Origin of the sequence: Mesobacillus maritimus (assembly GCF_023715205.1) — a bacterium.
GTDB lineage: Bacteria > Bacillota > Bacilli > Bacillales > Cytobacillaceae > Mesobacillus_B > Mesobacillus_B maritimus_C.
This window is the reverse complement of the sequence record NZ_JAMBNR010000003.1, coordinates 365,857-386,433: the sequence shown is the minus strand read 5'-3', so window position 1 is coordinate 386,433 and position 20,577 is coordinate 365,857. Positions and strand designations below refer to the sequence as shown.

The 20,577-nt window shown below is 40.4% G+C and carries 17 protein-coding genes; 12 read left to right on the top strand and 5 right to left on the bottom strand.

All coding sequences use genetic code 11. The annotated features are described in order from the left end of the window. Positions 1-18 precede the first annotated feature (18 nt). The 9 genes from M3182_RS06330 (at position 19) to M3182_RS06290 (ending at position 11,635) form a co-directional block, all read left to right on the top strand. Positions 19-1,383, top strand: coding sequence for a GntP family permease (locus tag M3182_RS06330; protein ID WP_251426447.1), 1,365 nt, complete (start codon positions 19-21; stop codon positions 1,381-1,383). A gap of 121 nt (positions 1,384-1,504) precedes the next feature. Further along, complete coding sequence (garR, locus tag M3182_RS06325; protein ID WP_251557429.1) at positions 1,505-2,404, top strand: 2-hydroxy-3-oxopropionate reductase; 900 nt, start codon at positions 1,505-1,507, stop codon at positions 2,402-2,404. A gap of 2 nt (positions 2,405-2,406) precedes the next feature. Further along, positions 2,407-3,831 (top strand): four-carbon acid sugar kinase family protein, encoded by a 1,425-nt coding sequence (locus M3182_RS06320; RefSeq protein WP_251557428.1) that lies wholly within the window; start codon positions 2,407-2,409, stop codon positions 3,829-3,831. Between the two features lie 380 nt (positions 3,832-4,211). Continuing rightward, positions 4,212-6,554 (top strand): glycoside hydrolase family 65 protein, encoded by a 2,343-nt coding sequence (locus M3182_RS06315; protein ID WP_251557456.1) that lies wholly within the window; start codon positions 4,212-4,214, stop codon positions 6,552-6,554. A gap of 20 nt (positions 6,555-6,574) precedes the next feature. Next, positions 6,575-7,834 (top strand): sugar ABC transporter substrate-binding protein, encoded by a 1,260-nt coding sequence (locus M3182_RS06310; RefSeq protein ID WP_251426444.1) that lies wholly within the window; start codon positions 6,575-6,577, stop codon positions 7,832-7,834. A 329-nt stretch (positions 7,835-8,163) separates the two neighbouring features. Next, positions 8,164-9,045, top strand: a complete 882-nt coding sequence (locus M3182_RS06305; RefSeq protein WP_251426443.1) for a carbohydrate ABC transporter permease — start codon at positions 8,164-8,166, stop codon at positions 9,043-9,045. A gap of 5 nt (positions 9,046-9,050) precedes the next feature. Continuing rightward, positions 9,051-9,878, top strand: a complete 828-nt coding sequence (locus tag M3182_RS06300) for a carbohydrate ABC transporter permease (RefSeq protein ID WP_251426442.1) — start codon at positions 9,051-9,053, stop codon at positions 9,876-9,878. Positions 9,879-9,899: 21 nt separating this feature from the next. Further along, the gene (gene pgmB, locus M3182_RS06295) at positions 9,900-10,574 is read left to right on the top strand and encodes a beta-phosphoglucomutase (protein WP_251557427.1); all 675 of its coding nucleotides are present in this window, start codon (positions 9,900-9,902) and stop codon (positions 10,572-10,574) included. A gap of 35 nt (positions 10,575-10,609) precedes the next feature. Beyond that, on the top strand, positions 10,610-11,635 hold the full coding sequence (locus tag M3182_RS06290; RefSeq protein ID WP_251426440.1) for a LacI family DNA-binding transcriptional regulator: 1,026 nt from the start codon (positions 10,610-10,612) through the stop codon (positions 11,633-11,635). Positions 11,636-12,052: 417 nt separating this feature from the next. Here the strand turns inward: M3182_RS06290 and M3182_RS06285 are convergent, their stop codons facing one another. Genes M3182_RS06285 through M3182_RS06275 form a run of 3 tightly spaced genes read right to left on the bottom strand, consistent with a single transcriptional unit; the run spans position 12,053 to position 14,233 of the window. Next, positions 12,053-12,523: a hypothetical protein gene (locus M3182_RS06285; protein WP_251557426.1), complete on the bottom strand. Its 471-nt coding sequence runs from the start codon at positions 12,521-12,523 to the stop codon at positions 12,053-12,055. 13 nt (positions 12,524-12,536) lie between these two features. Further along, positions 12,537-14,093, bottom strand: coding sequence for a sodium/proline symporter (locus M3182_RS06280; protein ID WP_251426438.1), 1,557 nt, complete (start codon positions 14,091-14,093; stop codon positions 12,537-12,539). Further along, positions 14,090-14,233, bottom strand: a complete 144-nt coding sequence (locus M3182_RS06275) for a hypothetical protein (RefSeq protein WP_251426437.1) — start codon at positions 14,231-14,233, stop codon at positions 14,090-14,092. Before M3182_RS06275 ends, M3182_RS06280 begins: the two co-directional genes overlap by 4 nt. Positions 14,234-14,610: 377 nt before the next feature. Here M3182_RS06275 and M3182_RS06270 point away from each other — a divergent pair, with 377 nt between their 5' ends. Then, positions 14,611-16,074, top strand: coding sequence for a CoA-acylating methylmalonate-semialdehyde dehydrogenase (locus M3182_RS06270; RefSeq protein ID WP_251426436.1), 1,464 nt, complete (start codon positions 14,611-14,613; stop codon positions 16,072-16,074). A 125-nt stretch (positions 16,075-16,199) separates the two neighbouring features. Here M3182_RS06270 and M3182_RS06265 read toward each other — a convergent pair whose 3' ends face one another. Then, complete coding sequence (locus tag M3182_RS06265; protein ID WP_251426435.1) at positions 16,200-16,961, bottom strand: DeoR/GlpR family DNA-binding transcription regulator; 762 nt, start codon at positions 16,959-16,961, stop codon at positions 16,200-16,202. 436 nt (positions 16,962-17,397) lie between these two features. Between M3182_RS06265 and M3182_RS06260 the strand changes: the two genes are divergently transcribed. Together M3182_RS06260 and M3182_RS06255 are read left to right on the top strand one after the other, a co-directional pair. Then, a complete protein-coding gene (locus tag M3182_RS06260) occupies positions 17,398-18,168 on the top strand; it encodes a polyphosphate polymerase domain-containing protein (RefSeq protein WP_251426434.1) in 771 nt (256 codons plus the stop codon). 2 nt (positions 18,169-18,170) lie between these two features. After that, the gene (locus M3182_RS06255) at positions 18,171-18,842 is read left to right on the top strand and encodes a DUF4956 domain-containing protein (protein ID WP_251557425.1); all 672 of its coding nucleotides are present in this window, start codon (positions 18,171-18,173) and stop codon (positions 18,840-18,842) included. Between the two features lie 112 nt (positions 18,843-18,954). Here M3182_RS06255 and M3182_RS06250 read toward each other — a convergent pair whose 3' ends face one another. Beyond that, positions 18,955-20,553 (bottom strand): acetamidase/formamidase family protein, encoded by a 1,599-nt coding sequence (locus M3182_RS06250; protein ID WP_251557424.1) that lies wholly within the window; start codon positions 20,551-20,553, stop codon positions 18,955-18,957. Positions 20,554-20,577: the final 24 nt, after the last annotated feature.

Here is a 20,577-nt window from a genome sequence, read left to right as displayed (position 1 = left end):
TTTGGGGAGGAACACAACATGTTAACAGGCAATGCCCTTATTGTAGGATTCATTGTTGCTCTTATTCTACTATTTGTCTTTATTATTAAATTTAAATGGGACGCCTTTATCTCGCTATTAGTTATCGCGATTGGGCTTGGCCTAGTTTCGAGTATTCCTGCGAAAGATGTACCGGGCATCGTTGCCGGTGGATTTGGTAGTACGTTAACCGGCGTCGGGATTTTGATTGGTCTTGGAATTATTTTTGGCCAATTCTTAGCTTCTTCTGGTGCGATTAGTAAAATTGCCACTGGGATGCTTCGCGCTTTTGGAGTGAAAAACTCTCCATACGCAATGGGTGCGACCGCCATCACGGTTTCAATTCCAGTATTCTTTGATGCAGCGTTCATTATTTTACACAAACTGATTCAGAACTTATCGATTAAAACGAAAATCTCTCTTTCTACTTTTGTCGCGATTCTTGCGATTGGTTTAATCACTGCGCACAGCTTAATCATTCCAACTCCAGGTCCGCTCGTTGTTGCTGACCAAGTTGGTTCAGATATCGGGATTTTCTTTATCTACGGTTTGCTTGTTGCGATTCCTGGGGTTCTAGTCGGAGGAATTATTTACGGGAAGTTTATTGGGAAAAAGATCACCAACGAAGGTCGTCTTCATCCCTCTGAAATTACAGAAATGGAAGAAACAAAAGATCCGAACCAAAAAGAAATCTCAACAGGTCTTTCTTTTGGAATGTTGCTTCTTCCAATCGTGTTGATTTTATCAAACACAGTTGTTGGTTTAATTTTTAAAGAGAATCCAGATCATATTGTAAACACTTTCTTTGCGGTGATCGGGGACAAAAACGTAGCCCTATTAATCAGTGTGATTGTCGCGATGTTCGTATTAAAACCTTACATTAAAGAAGACAGCAGCAAAATCTTCTCTGATGCATTTGATCAAAGCGGAATGGTTATTTTAATCACAGGTGCTGGTGGAGCATTCGGAAAAGTGGTTCAAGAAACTGGAATTGGTGACTTGATCATCGACTTAATGCAAGGTCTAAGCATGCCAGCTTTACTTCTTGCGTTCTTGTTCTCGCAAATTTTACGTGCATCACTAGGTTCTGCAACAGTTGCACTTGTCACAACTTCTGCGATCATGGGACCGATGGCCATTGAGCTTGGCGTATCACCAGTATTACTAGGGCTTGCGATCTGTGCCGGTGGTGTTGGTTTATCTTTACCAAACGATTCAGGTTTCTGGGTAGTAAGTAAATTCGGTCGCTTGTCAATGACCGAAACATTGAAAGTATGGTCGATCGGTGGCTTCTTATCCGGTGTTACGGCCCTTATCGCTGTTTATATTTTGAGCATGTTTACAGGAATTTTACCAGGATTGTAAGACTGGGAGCTTGTTAGAATGATAGATTGCGAGTGAAGATGATTCGTCACTCGCTTCCCTTTAAAAATCATTTGTGAGATTATAAACAAACTTAGACTACTAGAATGGAGATGGAGTTATTATGAAAAAAAGTGTTGGATTTATTGGACTTGGAATTATGGGAACACCGATGGTACGCAACTTATTGAAGAACGGGAATCAAGTTACTGTGTTCGACTTAAACCAAGCAGCCGTTGATACGCTTGTAACTGAGGGAGCGAATCCTGCATCGTCCGGGAAAGAAGTCGCACTAGCTAGCGATGTCGTCATCACGATGTTACCAAAAGGCGTACACGTGCGCCAAGCTGTTTTCGGTGAAAATGGAGTCATGGAAGGCTCTCGTGAAGGCACGGTCATCATCGACATGAGTTCGGTTTCACCAGTTGAATCAAAAGAAATGGCGAGCCTTGCTGCCGAAAAAGGTGTTTACTTCCTTGATGCACCAGTAAGTGGTGGGGAGCCAAAAGCAATCGATGGAACGCTTGCGATCATGGTTGGTGGAAATGCGGAAGTGTTTGAAGATGTAAAACCTATACTAGCTGATATGGGGAGCGACATCGTACTTGTTGGGGATTCAGGATGTGGAACAACGGCGAAACTTGCGAACCAAATCATCGTAAACTTAAACATTGCTGCTGTTTCTGAAGCGCTTGTGCTTGCCGAAAAAGCTGGAATCGATGTAGAAAAAATGTACCAAGCTATCCGTGGGGGACTGGCAGGAAGCACGGTCATGGATGCGAAAATTCCAATGATCATTGACCGCAACTTCAAAGCTGGCGGCCGTGTCGATATCAATATGAAAGATTTAACGAACGTGATGAACACAGCGCATGAACTAGCTGTTCCACTTCCATTATCTGCGCAACTGCTTGAAATCTTCCATAGTTTAAAAGCGGACGGAAAAGAAGCGTTAGATCATGCAAGTATTGTGCAACATTATGAGAAACTAGCGAATGTAGTTGTTGGCGGAAAGGAGCAATAAAAATGGCAAAAGCATCTGAACTATTAGCAAACCTTAAAGACGTGAATCATGAAGAAATTCAAGCGAATCTAGTGGAAGAGCGCAAGAATTTTAACTATAAAATTGTTGTCCTTGATGATGACCCAACCGGTGTTCAAACCGTTCATGGTGTCTCCGTTTATACCGATTGGACGAAAGAAAGCATCGAGCAAGGTTTCCGTGAAGAAAAAAGCATCTTTTTCTTACTAACCAATTCGCGTAGTTTTACAGCAAAGGAAACAATGGAAGTGCACCAGGACATCGCGCGTCGTGTGCATGAAGTGTCCCAGCAGGAAGGTATTCCGTATGTAATCATCAGCCGAGGTGATTCCACATTGCGTGGACATTACCCGCTTGAAACAGAAACAATGAAAAACACAATTGAAAACATAGGTGATGCTTCTTTTGACGGCGAAATCATTATTCCCTTCTTCAAAGAAGGTGGACGTTTAACAATCAACAATGTTCATTACGTTCAATACGGGGAAGAACTGGTTCCTGCTGGCGAAACAGAGTTTGCGAAAGACCGTACTTTCGGTTATCAATCCTCTCACTTAGGTGAATGGGTCGAAGAAAAAACAAATGGGGAGTATACAAAAGAAGGTACAACTTACATTAGCCTAGAAGACCTTCGTTCCTTGAATGTTGCAGGAATTAAAGAGCAGTTAATGAGTGTAACAAACTTTAATAAAGTAGTCGTCAATGCCGTTGATTATGTCGATGTTGAAGTATTTGTCACAGCGTTCATTCAAGCGATGAAAGAAGGCAAGAAATTTATTTGCCGCAGTGCCGCTGCGCTCACAAAAGTCATCGGTGGCATCCCTGACAAAGCGTTGTTAACAAGAGAAGAACTAATTACCGAAGAAACAACAAACGGTGGTCTTGTCGCGGTTGGTTCACACGTACAAAAGACAACCGAGCAATTATATGCGCTTTTAGATAGTGGTCTTGTGACTCCAGTTGAGTTTGATGTTCACTTAGTGTTAGATGACGAGAAGTTCCAGCAAGAAGTTGATCGTGTTCGTACGACTTGTGAAGAGCTAATCACCGCTGGCAAGTCTGTCGTGTATTACACTCGCCGTGAGCGCTTAGACTTAGGCGAAGGCCGTGCGGAAGAAGAGTTAAAGCTTTCCGTAAAAATTTCCGACGCCGTCACAAGCATCGTTCATGACTTAAAAGTAAAGCCGAAGTACATTATCGCCAAAGGTGGAATTACCTCTTCAAGTATCGGTACAGTCGGTTTATCTGTTAAACGTGCAGAAGTATCCGGTCAAGTCGCACCAGGAATTCCAGTCTGGAAAACAGGCGAAGAAAGCAAATTCCCACACACTTCTTATGTTGTCTTCCCAGGAAACGTTGGAACAAAAGACACTTTAAAAGAAGTTGTTGAAGTGTTGGAAGAGAAGTAGTATAAAAAACCCCTGCGAATGTTGATTCGCAGGGGTTTTATTTTTTATTAGAGGTAAGAGGGAAGGTATACCGTAATAATCGAGGTAATTTTTTTATTATTTGAATAATATTTTTGTTGACTCTTTAAAACGGTTACATTATATTGTGTATATACAAGTTATTGTCTTAGAGGTTTACACTAAAATATTTTTTTGGAAGAAAACTAAAACGTTTTCGCTCAGAAAGACTAGGAAAGAACTCTCTTTTTTTGCCACTACACTAGAACGTTTTCGGTGACGAAGAGAATTTTTTTTACCGAAACACTAAAACGTTTTCGAGAAAAAGAGTATTATTTTTTTAACCTAACTCGAAAACGTTTTCGGAAAGGAGCTAGTTTATGATGATGAACTACACGATGGGGAAAGGCAACTTTACAAACTGGATCGTATCGGAGGTGGAATTCTCTCCAGATACATTGGGGAAATGCGAATCCATTATGTATCTTGGAAATGGGTATTTGGGCCTTCGGTCTGCCACAGAAGAAGCTTATCTAAAAGAAACTAGAGACTTATTTGTAAGCGGTACCTTTAACAAGTTCGATGAAAATGAAGTAACGGAGCTACCTAACTTAGCAGATGTAACTCGTCTTGATATTCGGATTGATGGAGAGCGTTTCAGCTTAGAGTTTGGAGAAACAGAGGATTATGTTCGTCAACTGAACCTAAAGACAGCAGAATTAACTAGAACATTTACTTGGACCTCTCCAAAAGGAAAAACGGTACGATTCCACTTTAGACGTTTTGTCTCTCTCGAAAACCTTCACTTGATTGGAATGAAGATGGACGTGGAAAGTGTCACACACCCCGTTACGATTTCTTTTGACTCTGGAATTAATGCTCAAATGAGCAATACGGGTGCCCAGCATTTCCATGAAGGCGAACGTAGAATTTTTGATAAGCGATTTGTTCAACTCGTTCAAACTACTACACAGTCTAAAATTGATATGGTATTAAATACGGCACACAAAGTAATGGTGAATGGTGTTGAAGTATCTGAACCAGTGATGAATATGGATCGCCGTAAAGTTTGGTTGAACTTCCAAGCGAATCTTGAACCAGGTGACAAACTAGAAATGGAAAAGGTTACAACTGTTTATACTAGCCGTGACAAAGAATTTGATACACCAGATTACGACCTTGGGCAGTTGCGTGAAACTTCATTAGAGGATTTACGGACAAGCTTTGAAAAAGGCTATCAATTCTTGTTGGAAGAGCATCAAGATGCTTGGAATCGAAAAGTATGGAATGCCTATAATCTCGAAGTAAATAGTAAAGACTCATTTGATGTGCTTGCGCTTCGCTTTGCGATGTATCATTTAACCATTATGACACCTGCTCATGACGAAAGAATGGGAATTGGTGCAAAAGCATTAAGTGGGGAAGGCTATAAAGGTCATTCATTCTGGGATACCGAAATTTTTATTCTACCATTTTTTATGTATTCGAACCCAGAAGTTGCAAAATCTCTCTTAAAATATCGTTACCTTGGCCTGGTAGGTGCACGTAAAAAGGCAGCCGAAAATGGTTATGAAGGCGCGATGTACCCTTGGGAAGCAGCTTGGCCAACAGATGGTGAAGTGACACCGGTTTGGGGCGCGGTTGATATTGTGACTGGTGAGCAAACAAAAATTTGGTCCGGTTTTATCGAACAGCATATTACGGCAGATATTGCGAATGCCGTTCATCAATATTATACGATTACAGGTGACCAAGAGTTTATGGATGAATATGGGTATGAGATGATTTTCGATACCGCTACATTCTGGGCAAGCCGTCTTGAATGGAATGAAGATAAACAAGAGTACCAAATTAATCAAGTTGTCGGGCCAGATGAATACAAAGAACATGTTGATAACAACGCCTTCACGAATTATATGGCTCACCACAATATGCAGCTTGCAATCCGTTATGCAGATGCGCTTAAGCAAGAAAACCCAGAACGCTATAAAGCACTTAATAATGACTTAAATTTAGACGCAGCTTATAAAAATTGGCAGTCTAAATCAGATAAATTATATTTGCCTCAGCCACGGGAAGAGGATCTGGTCATTCCGCAAGATGATACGTATTTACAGTTAAAAGAAATCGATTTAACCAAATACAAAAATCAAGAAAAGGTTGGTAGTTTGTTCAATGAATATAACCTTGAGCAAGTAAATCAGATGCAAATTACGAAGCAAGCAGACGTGGTCATCTTGCAATTACTATTAGAGCAATCATTCTCAAAAGAAGTGAAGAAAGCGAACTTCAATTATTATGAGCCAAGAACCTTACACGATTCTTCGTTAAGTCTTTCAACACATGCGATACTGGCTAATGACCTTGGTGAAGAAGATCTTGCGTATTCTTTGTTTAAAAGAGCAACTGAAATCGACTTGGGTCCAGCGAAATTCTCATCCGATCATGGTGTCCATGCTGCCTCCATCGGTGGAATCTGGATGTCAGCTGTCTTAGGATTTGCAGGTGTGCGTGTACTAGATGGAAAACTACGGATTAATCCAAAGTTACCGAAGCATTGGGATGATATGAAGTTCACAATCTACTGGAAAGGACAACCTGTGACCTTGACCATTACACAAAGCTCTTTAACAGTTAAAGCTGAAAACTATGAAATATTCGCTTTTGAAACATTCGGAAACACTTATGAGTGCAAAGACCAATTAGAAATTAAAATTAATTCATAATTCCTTAAGGGGGAAAACTCATGAAAAAAGTAGCTAAGTTTATTGCAGGTGCATTTTTAGTGGCAGGGTTAACAGCTTGTGGATCTTCGGATGAAACAAATAGTGAAAACGGTGGTGCAGCGGGAGATGACTCTATTACTCTAGCAGTATGGGGTTCTTCACCTGCTGAAACAGAAGGTTTAGAGCAAACAGTTACAAGCTTTGAAGAAGCATCTGGTATAGATGTAGAAATTGAAGTGATTCAAGATAATTTCCAAGATGCTTTAACTGCACGCTTTGCAGCGAAAAATGCTCCAGATGTATTTTACCTTGAATCATTTGCGGCTCCTAAATTTATCGCCAGTGGAGTGTTAGCGGACATCTCTGAAGATGTAGAAAATCCAGAGGATTTTTATCAGCCACTATTAGACTCTTTCAAAGATGAAGAAGGCAAACTTTATGCCCTTCCAAAAGATTATTCAACACTTGGGATGTACATTAATACAGATCTATTAACAGAAGCTGGTTATTCTGTTGAAGATGTTCCTACAGATTGGGACGGTTTGGTTGCTTTTGCTGAAGAACTTCAAGGCAAATTATCGGGTGACCAAGCTGCAGTGATTTTTGACGCAACAATGGCAAGAAATATGAGTAGTTTAATTGCAAGTGGATTAAATCCAGTGAATGAAGAAAACCGTGCTGACTTTACTTCAAGCCCAGAGGCACTTGACTATCTGCAAAGCCTAGTTGATGGAAATAAAGCCGGTTACCTTCAAAATCCAACTATTGATCTTGGTATGGACTCTGCAGGGGCAGCGTTTGGGTTAAACAAAGCCGTAATCATGATTGAAGGAAACTGGGTACTAAGTGCTTTGAACCAGAATTACCCTGATGTAAACTTTGAAGTTTTGGAAGCGCCAACCGTTAATGGGGAGAAACAAACGATGACATTTAATGTTGGTTATGCAATTGCAAAAGATACTGACAACAAAAAAGCAGCAGTAGATTTCGTTTCCTACATGACTGGAGAAGGTCAACAACAGTGGAGCGAAATCTCTGGAACATTCCCGACTCGCCAATCGGTAGCGGAAAAGATGGGCCTTGAAAGCAATGAAAAACTACAAGCTCATGTTCTTGGTGCTGAATACGGTACAGTATGGTCTTCTGGTGTGTATCTTCCTGTCATTGCCACTGCTTTTGATAACCAATTCTTAGCAGCTATTAACGGAGACAAATCCGTAGAGCAGGCAATGAAAGATGCAGAAAAAGAGGCAAATGACGAGATCGAACGTCAGCAATAATGGATTCAGTAAATAGGGGGCTATTTTCGGATAAATAGCCCTTCTTTAACCAAGGCTCTTTTCTCAAACTTTGTTGTTTTTCAACAAAAAATACTCTGAATATGCAAGGTTATTCATAAAAATAGCTACATTTTATGAGAAAAGAGCTTGCAAACTAATTTTAAACATACAAAATAGCTACTATTTCGTTAAAATCAGCTTTAGGATTTTAACAACAATCTTTACGAAAACAGCCTTAACCAATTACAACGAGCGGATGAAAAACAAACTACTCTAATCAGGTTGTTGGTAAATCGCTTGTGGTTCTCTAAATAAGAGGTGAAAAGATAATGGGGAAGAAACGATACAATAATATACAAGGTTATTCCTTCTTAATGCCGGCATTAGTGGTGATCCTTGTCTTTACCTTAGTTCCGATTGCCTATGCGTTTTTCATGATGTTCTTTAAAGTCGATCTTTTATCAGGGACAAGAACATTTGTAGGATTCGGTAACTTTGAAAAAATCTTTAGCGATCCTAAATTTTGGGCATCGTTTCAAAATACGTTCAAATACGTAGCCGTTGTAGTACCGATTCAAACGATTATTGCAATGATCTTGGCGGCTTTATTAAATAGCAAAGTTAAGTTTGACCGTGCATTTCTAACCGTTATGTTTATTCCTACACTTACATCTTCTTCCGCCATGACATTAATCTTTATGTGGTTGTTTAACAACAATGGGTTAGTCACAAACTTGATTGAATCTGTCTTTGGGGCAAAAGTCCAGTTCTTAACGAATCCAGACCTCGCTCTTACCGTCATTATGGTGATGAATATTTTTTCAACGGTACCTCATTTTATGGTTGTCTTTCTTTCTGGACTGCAAGATATTCCTGGTAGTCTTTATGAAGCTGCATCGATTGATGGAGCAACTAAAGTTAAACAGTTTTTCCATGTTACGGTTCCGCAGCTTATGCCCATTACGTTTTATGTTGTGACAATGGGATTAGTTGGCTGTTTCCAAATCTTTGACCAAGCTTTCATAATCTCAAATGGTACAGGTGGACCACAAAACTCAACGCTCACATTCTCCCTATATATCTATCAATTAGCCTTCTCAAGCAATGATATGGGACGAGCTACAGCATTAGCATTTTTACTTGGAATCATTATCTTTACCGTAACGTTCATTGTGAATAAACTACTAAAAGCCGATGAAGTGAATGGGTGATGAACATGAAAAAGAATAATCGGACCCTTAAAACCATTATCTATACGTTATTAATCTTATACTCGCTTGTCACTCTAGCCCCGTTTGTTTGGAGTATTTTAACCTCTTTTAAAACAACAGCTGAGATCGCAGGTGGGGGGACGTTTTTCCCTGAAACATGGAGTTTAGATGGGTATCAAACGATTTTGGAATCACAATTCCCACAATGGGTGATGAACTCATTATTTGTTGCACTATTAACGACTGTTTTTAATATCTTTTTTAATACAATGGCCGGTTATGCACTTGCCAGAATTGATTTTAAAGGACGCCAAGTATTATTTAGTTTTCTACTAGTCTTAATTATGATTCCTTCCCAGGTAACGATGATTCCTCTTTATATTGTCATTTCTGATTTGGGCTTGGTCGACTCTCAATGGTCAATCATTTTTACGACGATGATTAATATTGGTTACATCTTTATGATGAGACAGTTTTTTATAAACTTCCCACGTGATGTGGAAGAAGCTGCGGCGATGGACGGGCTAAGTCGTTTTGGAACCTTTATCCGCATCGTACTTCCAAATGCAAAAGCAGCGGTTGCCACACAAGGTGTGTTTGTGTTTATGGGTGTGTGGAATGAATTTATGAAACCGTTGTTATTTATTTCTAGCCCTGATAAGTACATGCTTACACAAGGATTAAACGCTTTGTCGAAGACATTTAAAAACTCAACACAATGGGATGTGATCATGGCGGGTTCCTTACTATCCATCATTCCAATTTTCATTCTTTATATTGTGTTGAACAAATATTTTATTACGGAAAACGACCAAACCGCTGGGGTAAAATAAAAACAGATAGAGGGGTTTTGTATGGTTAAAGCAGTTATTTTTGATTTAGATGGTGTGATTACGGATACAGCTGAGTTGCATTATCAGGCTTGGAAAAACCTTGCCAACTCCATTTCGATTGACTTTGATCGTGAATTTAATGAAGAATTAAAAGGGATTAGCCGCATGGATAGCTTAAACAAGATTTTAAGCCATGGTGGCGTGGAAGACCAATACACAGAGCAAGAGAAAGTGGGATTGGCGACGAAGAAAAACGAAGAGTATAAAACTCTATTAGTTCATTTAAACCCTGAAAATATATATCCAGGTATCAAAGAACTACTAGATTCTTTAAAGGAAAGCAAACTAAAAATTGGATTAGCGTCCGCAAGTAAAAATGGACCTGCAATCCTAGAATATTTACAGATTACAGATTACTTTGATACGATTGTTAACCCAGATTCTGTCGCAAATGGAAAACCAGCACCGGATATTTTCTTAAAAGCGGCGGAACAATTAGGCGTTTCACCGCAGGAATGCATCGGCATTGAAGATTCTGAAGCGGGTATTGAGGCAATAAAGAAAGCCGATATGTTCGCAGTTGGAGTTGGAACAACTGAAGTCATGAAAAAAGCTGGTGCAGATTTAGTTTTAACAAATACAAAAGAACTAGTTTGGAGTCAGTTAAAAGAAGCCGCTAGTGTGAAAATTGGATAAACAAAATTACCGTTAGTCAGGGAGTAGATGAAAGAATGGCCACTATAAAGGATGTCGCAAAAAAAGCGGGTGTGTCGATTGGAATTGTCTCGAAGGCATTCAATAATTATCCAGATGTTAGTGAGAAAACTAGGCAAAGGATACTAGATATCGCGAAGGAAATGAACTATACGCCCAACGTTGTGGCAAAAAACCTATCATCGAAAAGACAACTAACAATTGGAATGATCACATCCGGTTTATTAAATATGGATGGAAAAGATAATTTTAACCTTTTCAATATGTACAAAGGTGCGTATAGCGCGGTAGAGGAGAAATACGAATTGGCTTATTTCTTTACTGACTCTGTTAAGCAGAAGGAAAAGAGTTATGCCCAATTTTGTCGGGAACGAAATATAGGTGGAGCGATTTTACAAGGGATTAGTGTAGATGACCCTTACTTTAAAGAATTAGTCGATACCAATATTCCATGTGTGCTCATCGATTTAACAACTGAAAGCGATAAAGAAGGACTTATTGGCAATGTTTCAACGAACAACTATGAAGCAAGTCGAGAAGTCGCGAATTATCTAATCGAGAGCAATCATCGAAAGATCGTTATCATGGCAGGAAAAGTAGAGACAGTTGTCAATACGGAACGGCTTTCAGGGGTCATGGCCGCATTTAAAGAAAATGGGCTGGAGTTAAAAGAAGAAGATGTGTTGCATGCAAACTTCTCTGAGGAACAAGCCTATCTTATGGCCAAAGAATACCTTAAAACAAAGCAGCCAACAGCCTTTCTCTGCTTCAGTGATCTGATGGCGTTTGGTGTAATGAAGGCAGTAAAAGAGTCCGGTTTGCGGATTCCTGAGGATATTTCGATTACTGGATTTGATGGGTTAATCATTGCAGAATATACGCAGCCGCTCCTTACCACTGTAAGGCAAGATTTCTTTGAAATTGGCAAACAAGCCGCTACCTTACTACAAGAAATGATGGAACAGAAATCAACCAAACAACGCGTCTTTGTCCCTCATGAACTAATTAAACGCGAAAGTGTCAAAACACTTTCAAAAGAATAAAGCACTCTGGGGAGTGCTTTTTCTATTTTTAGCAGACAACAAGGTCAGAGGTGGATGAACAGAAGTTTAATGTCATTTTTAGCTATGGCGAGAAGGTATTTCTTTGCGTTTGTTTGAGAAAAAACCAGCATACCTTCTTTAAAGAGGTAAATGCTGGTCCTAAAGAACGACCCAAAAGGTTCGACCCCATTTTTAATTCGCTGTAGAGAGAATAAATGGGCCTCTCAGCCAGATATATCCACCCTAAACCAGTTTTTATTCGCTGTAGGACGAATACCCCGATCCCTCAATCAAATATATTCGCCCTAAACGAACTTTTATTCGCCGTCACAAGCAATATATTCGCCGTCAAGAGCCATTTATTCGCTGTAGGGAGAATAAGCCCCCAACTTTATTCTCCGTAGGGCGAATAAACCTCTACAACGGATGAAACTTCCCCGAAACAGCATCAACGATAAACCGGTTCTGTTCCGAACTCACGACCCAAAACGGGCGGAAAAACAGCTGACTTTCTTTTAAAGAAAATCGTGGGACGGTTAAAAACTTATATTTTTTCGAGGCATGGCGCTGAAAGAACTGCACCGCTTTTTTCTCGGCTTTTTCTTTTGACAGGACCGCGGGCAACCGCTCCGCTTCGTCTAATACTGAGCGCTCGAAAGAAGGTTTGCTATCGATCACCGATTCACGCCCGCTAATCATATCGATTGTACAGCCAAGAGCGCCTTCCTTGACCAACAAGGCTTTTACTTTCATTTGATAAGAAACAAATTGATAAGGATAATAGATTTTACGCTCGGCGATATAAGGCTGACTTGAGTCTAATTTATGAATGGTGGCAACGGCAGCCTCTTTCGAAATAGAATCTGGTAAAATCGTAAACTTCTGCATACAATCAAACTCCTTATCGTGACCATGATGGATCTGCTAGAATTTCAGAAATATTGTTGGCTTCTGGTGAAAGTTCGTGAGCAATGTTTTTCTCGATTTTTGCCGGAAGAGCTTTTTTTCCTTTTGCTTCTTCAATCAGTTGCTTGATTTTATCAGAAGGACCTTTGCCAAAACGGCTGCCAATCACCATGCCAATAAAGGAAACAATTAATCCAGCTAAAAATGGATGAACCGCCGTTAGGCTCTCTAAATTTAACAACGTCCAAAGAATATTCGTCGCAGCTCCACCAATCATCGCGCAAAGAGTGCCAATATGATTTGCTTTTTTCGAATAAACGGAAGCCACATATGGAACTAAGAAACTGTTCCCAAGTACTCCAAATGAAAAGATAACCAGCGCAGCGACAGTCGGCGGTTCATAAATCGCAATCACGATCCCGATTAATCCTCCAGCTAAAATACATAATCTAGAGATAAGAATCGCTTTCTTTTCACTAGCATTTGGGTTGATAAATCGTTGATACACATCGCGTGATAAAATTGTTCCTGCTTGCATCAATAAAGAGTCTGAAGTAGACATGATCGCAGCCATGATCGCTGAAAGAAGCAAAGCCGACAAAAAGCCTGGGAAGAATTGGTACGTTAATTGCGGAATGACCATTTCTGGATCCGCTAAGTTTGGGAGCAACACAATCCCGATTAACCCAAGAATATAGGGGATAAAAATAAATAATTGATTCCACGTTGCTGCCCAAACAATGGCACCTTTAACTGTTTTAGTACTTTTCATGGACATATGCCGGACGACTACATGCGGCAGCCCCATATACCCAATTAAATAAATGAGAATTGCTCCAATAATTACGCCCCATTGTCCATAATAAGCCAAATCCTTGCCCCAAATACTAAGGTATGTAGGATCAAGAGCGGCAAGGGATGCATTCAATTCCGACAACCCGATATGATTTAGAGCCAAAACGGCAATCCCGGTAACGCCAAGAACCATGATAATGCCCTGAATAAAATCAGTATAAACGACCGCTAAATATCCGCCGGCTACGGTATAAATCGTAATCACACTAACGCCAATGACCACAGCTAATTCGTATGGAAACCCTGTTAATTGGGTTAGCGCTTTACCAGCCGCAATAAACTGTGCAAACACATACGCCAAGATGAAAATAATCGAGATGATCGAACCTACCACACGGACCATCGGGCTTTCATAGCGCTTTTCCAAATACTCAATCGGTGAAAGCGCGCCAAGCTTTTCGGACAGCCTTCTCATTCGTTTTCCGAGTACAGACAGGTTCACAATCGCGCCCCCAGCATCGCCAATCGCATACCAAAGCGCGTACCAACCATGCTGAAAGGCTAATGCAGGTCCACCCATGAACATGTAGCCGCTCATCGAACTACTTTGCATCGTCATCGCCGTAACGGCCGGACCGATGCTACGGTTTCCTAATAAATAATGCTCGGACGATTTCGAAGCTTTGCGTGTAAACCAGATTCCGATGATCATCAGCACCACTAAATAGACAACAAATACAATGACATCTGTCTTCAACTGGTTTCCTCCTTCGAATTATTTTCTTCTTCGCGTTCATCTTGCCTTTTAAAAATAAAATAGAGGACAATCGCTGAACCAATAAAAAGAATCGGCCATGGAAAAAAAGCGATAAAGGTTCCCAAAGGCAAATTAAACATAAAGCACCTCCTTATCTTTGGAATAGTTGTTCTCTTAAACAACTTAAAAGAGGTAGAAAGAGAACATGGTACAACTCATCCTTATTTTACTATATATTCAGAATATTTATATAACATTCTCGAACTTTTACCCATTGTAAGGGAATAGGGTAATTTCACTTCCTTCATATAAAGAATACCTTATGTTTAGAGTAAGGAATGTCGAAGTATGATGAAGACATACCCAAAACTTCACAAGTGATATGGTAAAATTCATATTTTTTTGAATTATCACTTGACCGTGGCGAGCAAACCTATTATTCTTTAAATATAGTTAACCAAAAGTTACCCAAAATATTATAAAAATAGACCTTTCATATTTGTGAGGAGGAGTAAACATGGCAGAAGCTAGAATTCTTAAAAACTTTATTAACGGTGAGTGGGTAGAAAGTAAAACAACAAAATATGAAGATATTATCAACCCAGCAACAAAAGAAGTGGTTGCACGTGTACCGATCTCAACGAAAGAAGAAGTAGACTATGCAGTCGAAGTAGCGGCAAAGGCATTTGAAACTTGGAAGCGCGTTCCTGTGCCAAAGCGAGCTCGGATTCTATTTAACTTCCAACAATTGCTTCAACAAAACAAAGAAGAATTGGCTCGTTTGATTACAATTGAAAACGGTAAAAACACAACAGAAGCTCTTGGCGAAGTTGGTCGCGGAATTGAAAATGTGGAGTTCGCAGCTGGTGCCCCAACGCTTATGATGGGGGATTCGCTTTCAACAATCGCATCTGATGTAGAAGCAACAAACTATCGTTATCCAATCGGAGTTGTTGGTGGAATCACTCCCTTCAACTTCCCAATGATGGTTCCTTGCTGGATGTTCCCAATTGCGATTTCTGTTGGTAACACATTCGTCCTAAAGCCATCTGAAAGAACACCACTTACAGCCGAAAAATTAGCAGAGCTACTAGCTGAAGCTGGTCTTCCAAATGGCGTATTGAACCTTGTTCACGGTGCGCATGATGTGGTGAACGGACTTTTAGACCACCCAGCTGTAAAAGCAATTTCCTTCGTGGGATCGAAGCCTGTTGGTGAATATGTGTATAAGCGTGGAAGCGAGAACTTAAAGCGTGTTCAAGCGTTAACAGGTGCGAAAAACCACTCTATCGTCTTGAACGATGCGGACCTTGAGCTGGCAACAACAAACGTGATTGCCTCTGCATTTGGTTCTGCAGGTGAGCGTTGCATGGCATGCTCAGTAGTAACGGTTGAAGAAGGCGTTGCCGACGAATTCCTTGCAAAGCTTGTTGAAAAAGCGAAAGAAGTCCAAATTGGGAACGGCTTGGATGAAGGTGTCTTCCTAGGACCAGTTATTCGTGAAGAAAACCAAAAGCGTACACTTGGTTATATCCAAAAAGGAATTGAAGAAGGAGCAACACTCGTTTGTGACGGACGTGAAAACGCTCCTGAAGATGGTTACTTCGTGGGACCAACCATCTTCGATAACGTTTCAACAGACATGACCATCTGGAAAGATGAAATCTTCGCTCCAGTTCTTTCCATCGTACGTGTGAAGAACTTGAAAGAAGCGGTTCAAACGGCAAACGAATCAGAATTTGCCAATGGTGCATGTATTTATACGTCTAATGCATCGGCAATTCGTTACTTCCGTGAAGAAATTGATGCAGGAATGCTTGGAATCAACTTAGGGGTACCAGCTCCAATGGCGTTCTTCCCATTCTCTGGTTGGAAGTCTTCATTCTTCGGAACACTTCCTGCGAACGGAAAAGACGGCGTCGAGTTCTACACTCGCAAGAAAGTCGTAACAGCAAACTACGCAGCACCTTCGTTTGAATAATTAAAATAAAAGCGATGATCCTACTAAAATCCAGTAGGATCATCGCTTTTTTGTCGTTGGTAGGGCGATCAAACACATTAGTAAAGGCTAATTCCTAACAAAAAATAGGAATTGGCCTTTTAATTTTAATCGACAATCACAAGTTCAACGTTGTTATTTTTTGCAAAGATTTGGAACTCTTCTTCTGGAGTTTTGTCCGTAATGAGATAGTCGATCTCTTCTAGGTTGCAGTATGTCATCAGTCCATATCGGCCAAACTTTTGGTGATCGGCAAGAAGATATACCTGTTGACTGCGCTGTACAATCGCTTGCTTTATATCTGTTTCAAGCGGAGAAGCGTTCGTCACTCCGTTTGACAGCGAGATACCTGTGGTTGCCATAAACGCTTTATTGATGTTATACGTTTTGATCACATCGAGGTTTTGTGGCCTTCCTAGTGAGTTGGTCTTGCGCTCAAGAATTCCACCAATGGTAATAATGTTTAAGTTTTCATACGGGAGCGAGTGAACAATAAACTCAATATTATTGGTTACAATCGTGATATTCTGTTTATCTTTAATAAAGTTAAACATTTCAATCGTTGTCGTCCCGGAGTCGATAAAAATCACATCGCCCTCTTCCACATATTCAACGGCTTGTCTGCCAATGGCTGTTTTCCCTGGTTGGTTCCGGACTTTACGCTCTTGAAAGGATTCAAGTTTGCTAGGTTCTTTGACCGCAACGCCACCATATACTTTCTTTAAGTTGCCGCTCTCCACTAACTCCTGGACATCTCGTCGGATTGTATTTTTGGAAACATTGAAGACCTCAACCAGTTCATCCAAAGAGACAGATTTGTGTTGGACAACATAATCCTCAATTTGCTTTATGCGTTTTTCCTTTAACATTTGTCCCACCCTATTCTAGGTAAAAAGTTTATTCATTACTGGATTTAAAAATTTCTTCTCTAAACTCTTGCTGGTTGAGAAAGTTAAATTTGTTTCACAGCAAGAGTTTTAAGGTTTAAAGCAAAAAAACAGTAAATGGTTTTATGATTTTAAAGAATTTCCACATAGTGATTCTATAAAGACTATGTTAAGTGTTTATCTCTATTTTACCAAGAATTGTGCTAAAGTTCACCACAAATATAACCAAAAGTTAGGGAGTGAGTGAACAAATAGAGGCAGTCTTATGCCTGTCGCCCCTGAACAAGCCGCTTGCGCTTTTCTATCTCTAACCAAGTTCTCATTGTTTTCTCATTTCCTTCACGCTGTATCCTCATTGTCAACAGGCAAAATAAGGGTATCAGTTAAATGAGAAAAAGGAAGTTGGAGGGACAACAGGATGGCTTTAGAAGTTTTTAGTCGTAGAGAGCAAAAGTATTTGATTACCCGGCAGCAATATGAGTTGCTGGTTGAAATGATGGCACCTTATATGCGCTTTGATAAGTTTGGCGATCAGGGGAGATATACGGTGACAAGTCTGTATTTCGAGAATCCGGAGCACAAGATTTATTATGAAGTGAAAAATAAATTGAAGTTTCGCCAAAAACTGAGACTACGAATCTATGATGATACCGACCTCAGCGGTACTGCTTTTTTTGAGGTTAAGCAAAAGCATAATAATGTCGTCAATAAAAGACGAACAGCGATTCCACTCATGCATGCTTATCATTATCTAAACACGAGTTATGAAACTTCATCGCCGATTTATTATGATGTTTCGAATCCGCAAATTATGAAGGAGATTGACTATTTTAAGAGATTTTATGATTTACGACCAGAAATGGTCGTTAGCTATGATCGCCACGCGTTCCACTGCATCACCGATCCGGATTTACGCGTGACTTTTGACTTGAATCTTCGTTGTCGGAACGAAGACCTTAGAATTGAACATGGGCCATACGGTCAGAACTTTATTGACCCCAATCTTGTCGTCCTTGAAGTGAAAGTCACCCACAGTGTTCCGTTATGGTTGACGCGAATATTACAATTACTAGAATGTGAGCAGCGCAGTGCCTCCAAGTTTTGCACAAGCTTGGAATTATTAAAAGGGGAAATACTCCCTGTCATAAATGAAGAAATAAGAGAAGTTGTAACAATGGGAGGAAGATAAAAATGACCGAATTATTCACTTTTGTTTCCGCAGGGGAACATACGATGCTAATGAGTTTCTTGGCGATGATTGCAGCCGCGGGATTAAGTTTAATCATCACAAATGTCTATCAAATCACGTTTACAGGAGAACATTATTCACAGTCCTTTGTTCATACAATTGTGATGATGAGTGTGGTTGTATCCGTCGTGATGAATGTTGTTAGTGGCAATGCGGGGGTCGCGTTTGGTTTATTTGCGGTCTTTTCACTGATTCGCTTCCGCAGTGCGGTGACCGATGCGAAAGACATTGCTTATATCTTCTTTGGTTTATGTGTTGGAATGACTTGCGGATTGTATCGAATTGATTTGGCGATCATGTTAACCGTTTGTGCCAGTTTAATTTTTTACCTTCTATATAAGTACGATTATGGAAAAGGCAAAGGTACTCAAGTTTTAAAAGTAACTGTTCCAGAAAATTTGAATCATGAAAATTTGTTTGATGATCTTCTCGCAGAACATACGAAGCATTATGTTCTTCGTCAAGTGGAAACAACAAACCTTGGAACAATGATTCGGTACACATTTGATATTCGTAGTAAAAATGAAACGAAAGATAAAGATTTACTCGATTTAATCCGTGAACGCAATGCAAATCTACAAGTTTCGCTTTCTTATTTACAAAAGAAATATTAAGAGAAAAGACCCCCTGGCAACCACCGAACTGTCAGGTGGGACAGAGGGACAGGCACCGTGTCTCAGTACAGAAGTCAGCCGGGACGAGGGACCTGTCCCTCTGTCCCGCGTCTTATTTTTTTGTATTATACGTCATGTTTGCGATTAAGCTCTTGTTGGAAGTGCTCCAGTTAACGTTTATGTTAAGGAGATCATCGACCACACTGATGGGTACATAGAGCTCCTTATCAAGTACAACAGGTGTTTTATCCAATTGAAGATCTTTCCCGTCGACGGTATAAATAATGCTGTTTTCTACAAAGGTTGTTGTTTGGTCATTAACGGTTGCTGTCACGTTAACTACACCTTTTTTATGGTTTGCTTTCGTTTTCCCGCCTAAGGTTTTAACTAAAGAATCAATCGATACATAGAATTCATCATTGAATCGTTTCGCTTTGACTTTCTTTTGGTCAACAAACACGTTCATGTCCAGGTTATCAATGAAATGGCGTTTTTCAATGAGCGCATGAATGCCTTTGGTTTTGTCCACCACCTGGGAAACTTCAAAATCTGTTGCTGCACTCATATAAGCTAGGGCAGTGGCACGGTCCATTCCCAATTTTTCATTTAAAAATGCTACCGCTTCACGGACGCTTTCCTTCATTGCTTCATCTAAGTCTTCGTCCAAGCCAATTGGAATCCAATAATCTTCTGTTTCAGCAAAAGGTTGAACCAATTCGCCCTCACGTGGAAGCGTTGGGTCATCTTGTTTCAAAACAGTTAAGCGGAATGTTCCCCGTAAAGATGCTTCCCATGCAGTCAACGCAACTTCACCATCGCCTTGGGCAAAGTGAGGATCACCCGTATAAAAGAGGGCACCTGCCACTTCAACAGGCAAATAAAGGGTAGAACCGACACCTAACTCATTGATATCAATATTTCCACCTGTTTCCGTTGGTGGAACCGAACTAAGTTTGTCGCTGGTGTCTCCAGCGACACCCATTAGTCCCATAAACGGCTTCACTGGGAACCGCACTTCACCGCCACTTTCAATCGGCAGAACTCCATAGTATTTTCCGTTGATTTCTTCTAATGGAGTAAACTTTGAGACGTTGTTATAAAGCTCTGGGTTCTCGGCGCTGGCTCCTTCTTGTCGGCCTTTGTTTTCTGGGAATTCACCTGGAAGAGCTCCTTTGTAATGGCGGTTGGAAATGACGCCGTATGGAACGCGTGGCGCCAAGGATAAAACTTCTACCTTTAATACATCTCCTGGTTCAGCCCCTTCAACAGCAATGGGTCCGGTTACGACATGAGGGCCGTCCGCATCAAAATCATGATCTAATTCAGAACCGGCAATTTCAATCGCATCTTTTAATACCTGTTCTTTGCTTATGCCGTGCTGGGCAAAGTATTCAACTGGATCTCGTCCCTGGTCTTCTAAAATCCCTTCGTGGGAGACGGTATCAACTGTGACGGTGCTACCTGAGGGTACAGTCATTACTGCTTTGCTATCGCGATTTGGCAAGTAGCCCCATTGTGCTGTATCCAGCGATGTCGGTAAATAATATTTTCCTCTAACTTTATCCACTGAAGTGGTTTGCAGGATGTTAAAAGTGGGTTCCTTCTGCTTCTTTGCTTCCCCCGTCTCATCACTCAATACTAGAGTAGCAGATAGTAGAGTTGCTGCACTTACACTGACTAATCCTAATGTTTTAAGAGTTTTCTTTGGCATCTTTTCTCGCTCCCTTGTGTTATT

Coding starts and splice junctions, on each gene's coding strand:
- M3182_RS06330 (WP_251426447.1), top strand. CDS start 19: ATGTTAACAGGCAATGCCCTTATTGTAGGATTCATTGTTGCTCTTATT.
- garR (WP_251557429.1), top strand. CDS start 1,505: ATGAAAAAAAGTGTTGGATTTATTGGACTTGGAATTATGGGAACACCG.
- M3182_RS06320 (WP_251557428.1), top strand. CDS start 2,407: ATGGCAAAAGCATCTGAACTATTAGCAAACCTTAAAGACGTGAATCAT.
- M3182_RS06315 (WP_251557456.1), top strand. CDS start 4,212: ATGATGAACTACACGATGGGGAAAGGCAACTTTACAAACTGGATCGTA.
- M3182_RS06310 (WP_251426444.1), top strand. CDS start 6,575: ATGAAAAAAGTAGCTAAGTTTATTGCAGGTGCATTTTTAGTGGCAGGG.
- M3182_RS06305 (WP_251426443.1), top strand. CDS start 8,164: ATGGGGAAGAAACGATACAATAATATACAAGGTTATTCCTTCTTAATG.
- M3182_RS06300 (WP_251426442.1), top strand. CDS start 9,051: ATGAAAAAGAATAATCGGACCCTTAAAACCATTATCTATACGTTATTA.
- pgmB (WP_251557427.1), top strand. CDS start 9,900: ATGGTTAAAGCAGTTATTTTTGATTTAGATGGTGTGATTACGGATACA.
- M3182_RS06290 (WP_251426440.1), top strand. CDS start 10,610: ATGGCCACTATAAAGGATGTCGCAAAAAAAGCGGGTGTGTCGATTGGA.
- M3182_RS06285 (WP_251557426.1), bottom strand. CDS start 12,523: ATGCAGAAGTTTACGATTTTACCAGATTCTATTTCGAAAGAGGCTGCC.
- M3182_RS06275 (WP_251426437.1), bottom strand. CDS start 14,233: ATGTTTAATTTGCCTTTGGGAACCTTTATCGCTTTTTTTCCATGGCCG.
- M3182_RS06270 (WP_251426436.1), top strand. CDS start 14,611: ATGGCAGAAGCTAGAATTCTTAAAAACTTTATTAACGGTGAGTGGGTA.
- M3182_RS06265 (WP_251426435.1), bottom strand. CDS start 16,961: ATGTTAAAGGAAAAACGCATAAAGCAAATTGAGGATTATGTTGTCCAA.
- M3182_RS06260 (WP_251426434.1), top strand. CDS start 17,398: ATGGCTTTAGAAGTTTTTAGTCGTAGAGAGCAAAAGTATTTGATTACC.
- M3182_RS06255 (WP_251557425.1), top strand. CDS start 18,171: ATGACCGAATTATTCACTTTTGTTTCCGCAGGGGAACATACGATGCTA.
- M3182_RS06250 (WP_251557424.1), bottom strand. CDS start 20,553: ATGCCAAAGAAAACTCTTAAAACATTAGGATTAGTCAGTGTAAGTGCA.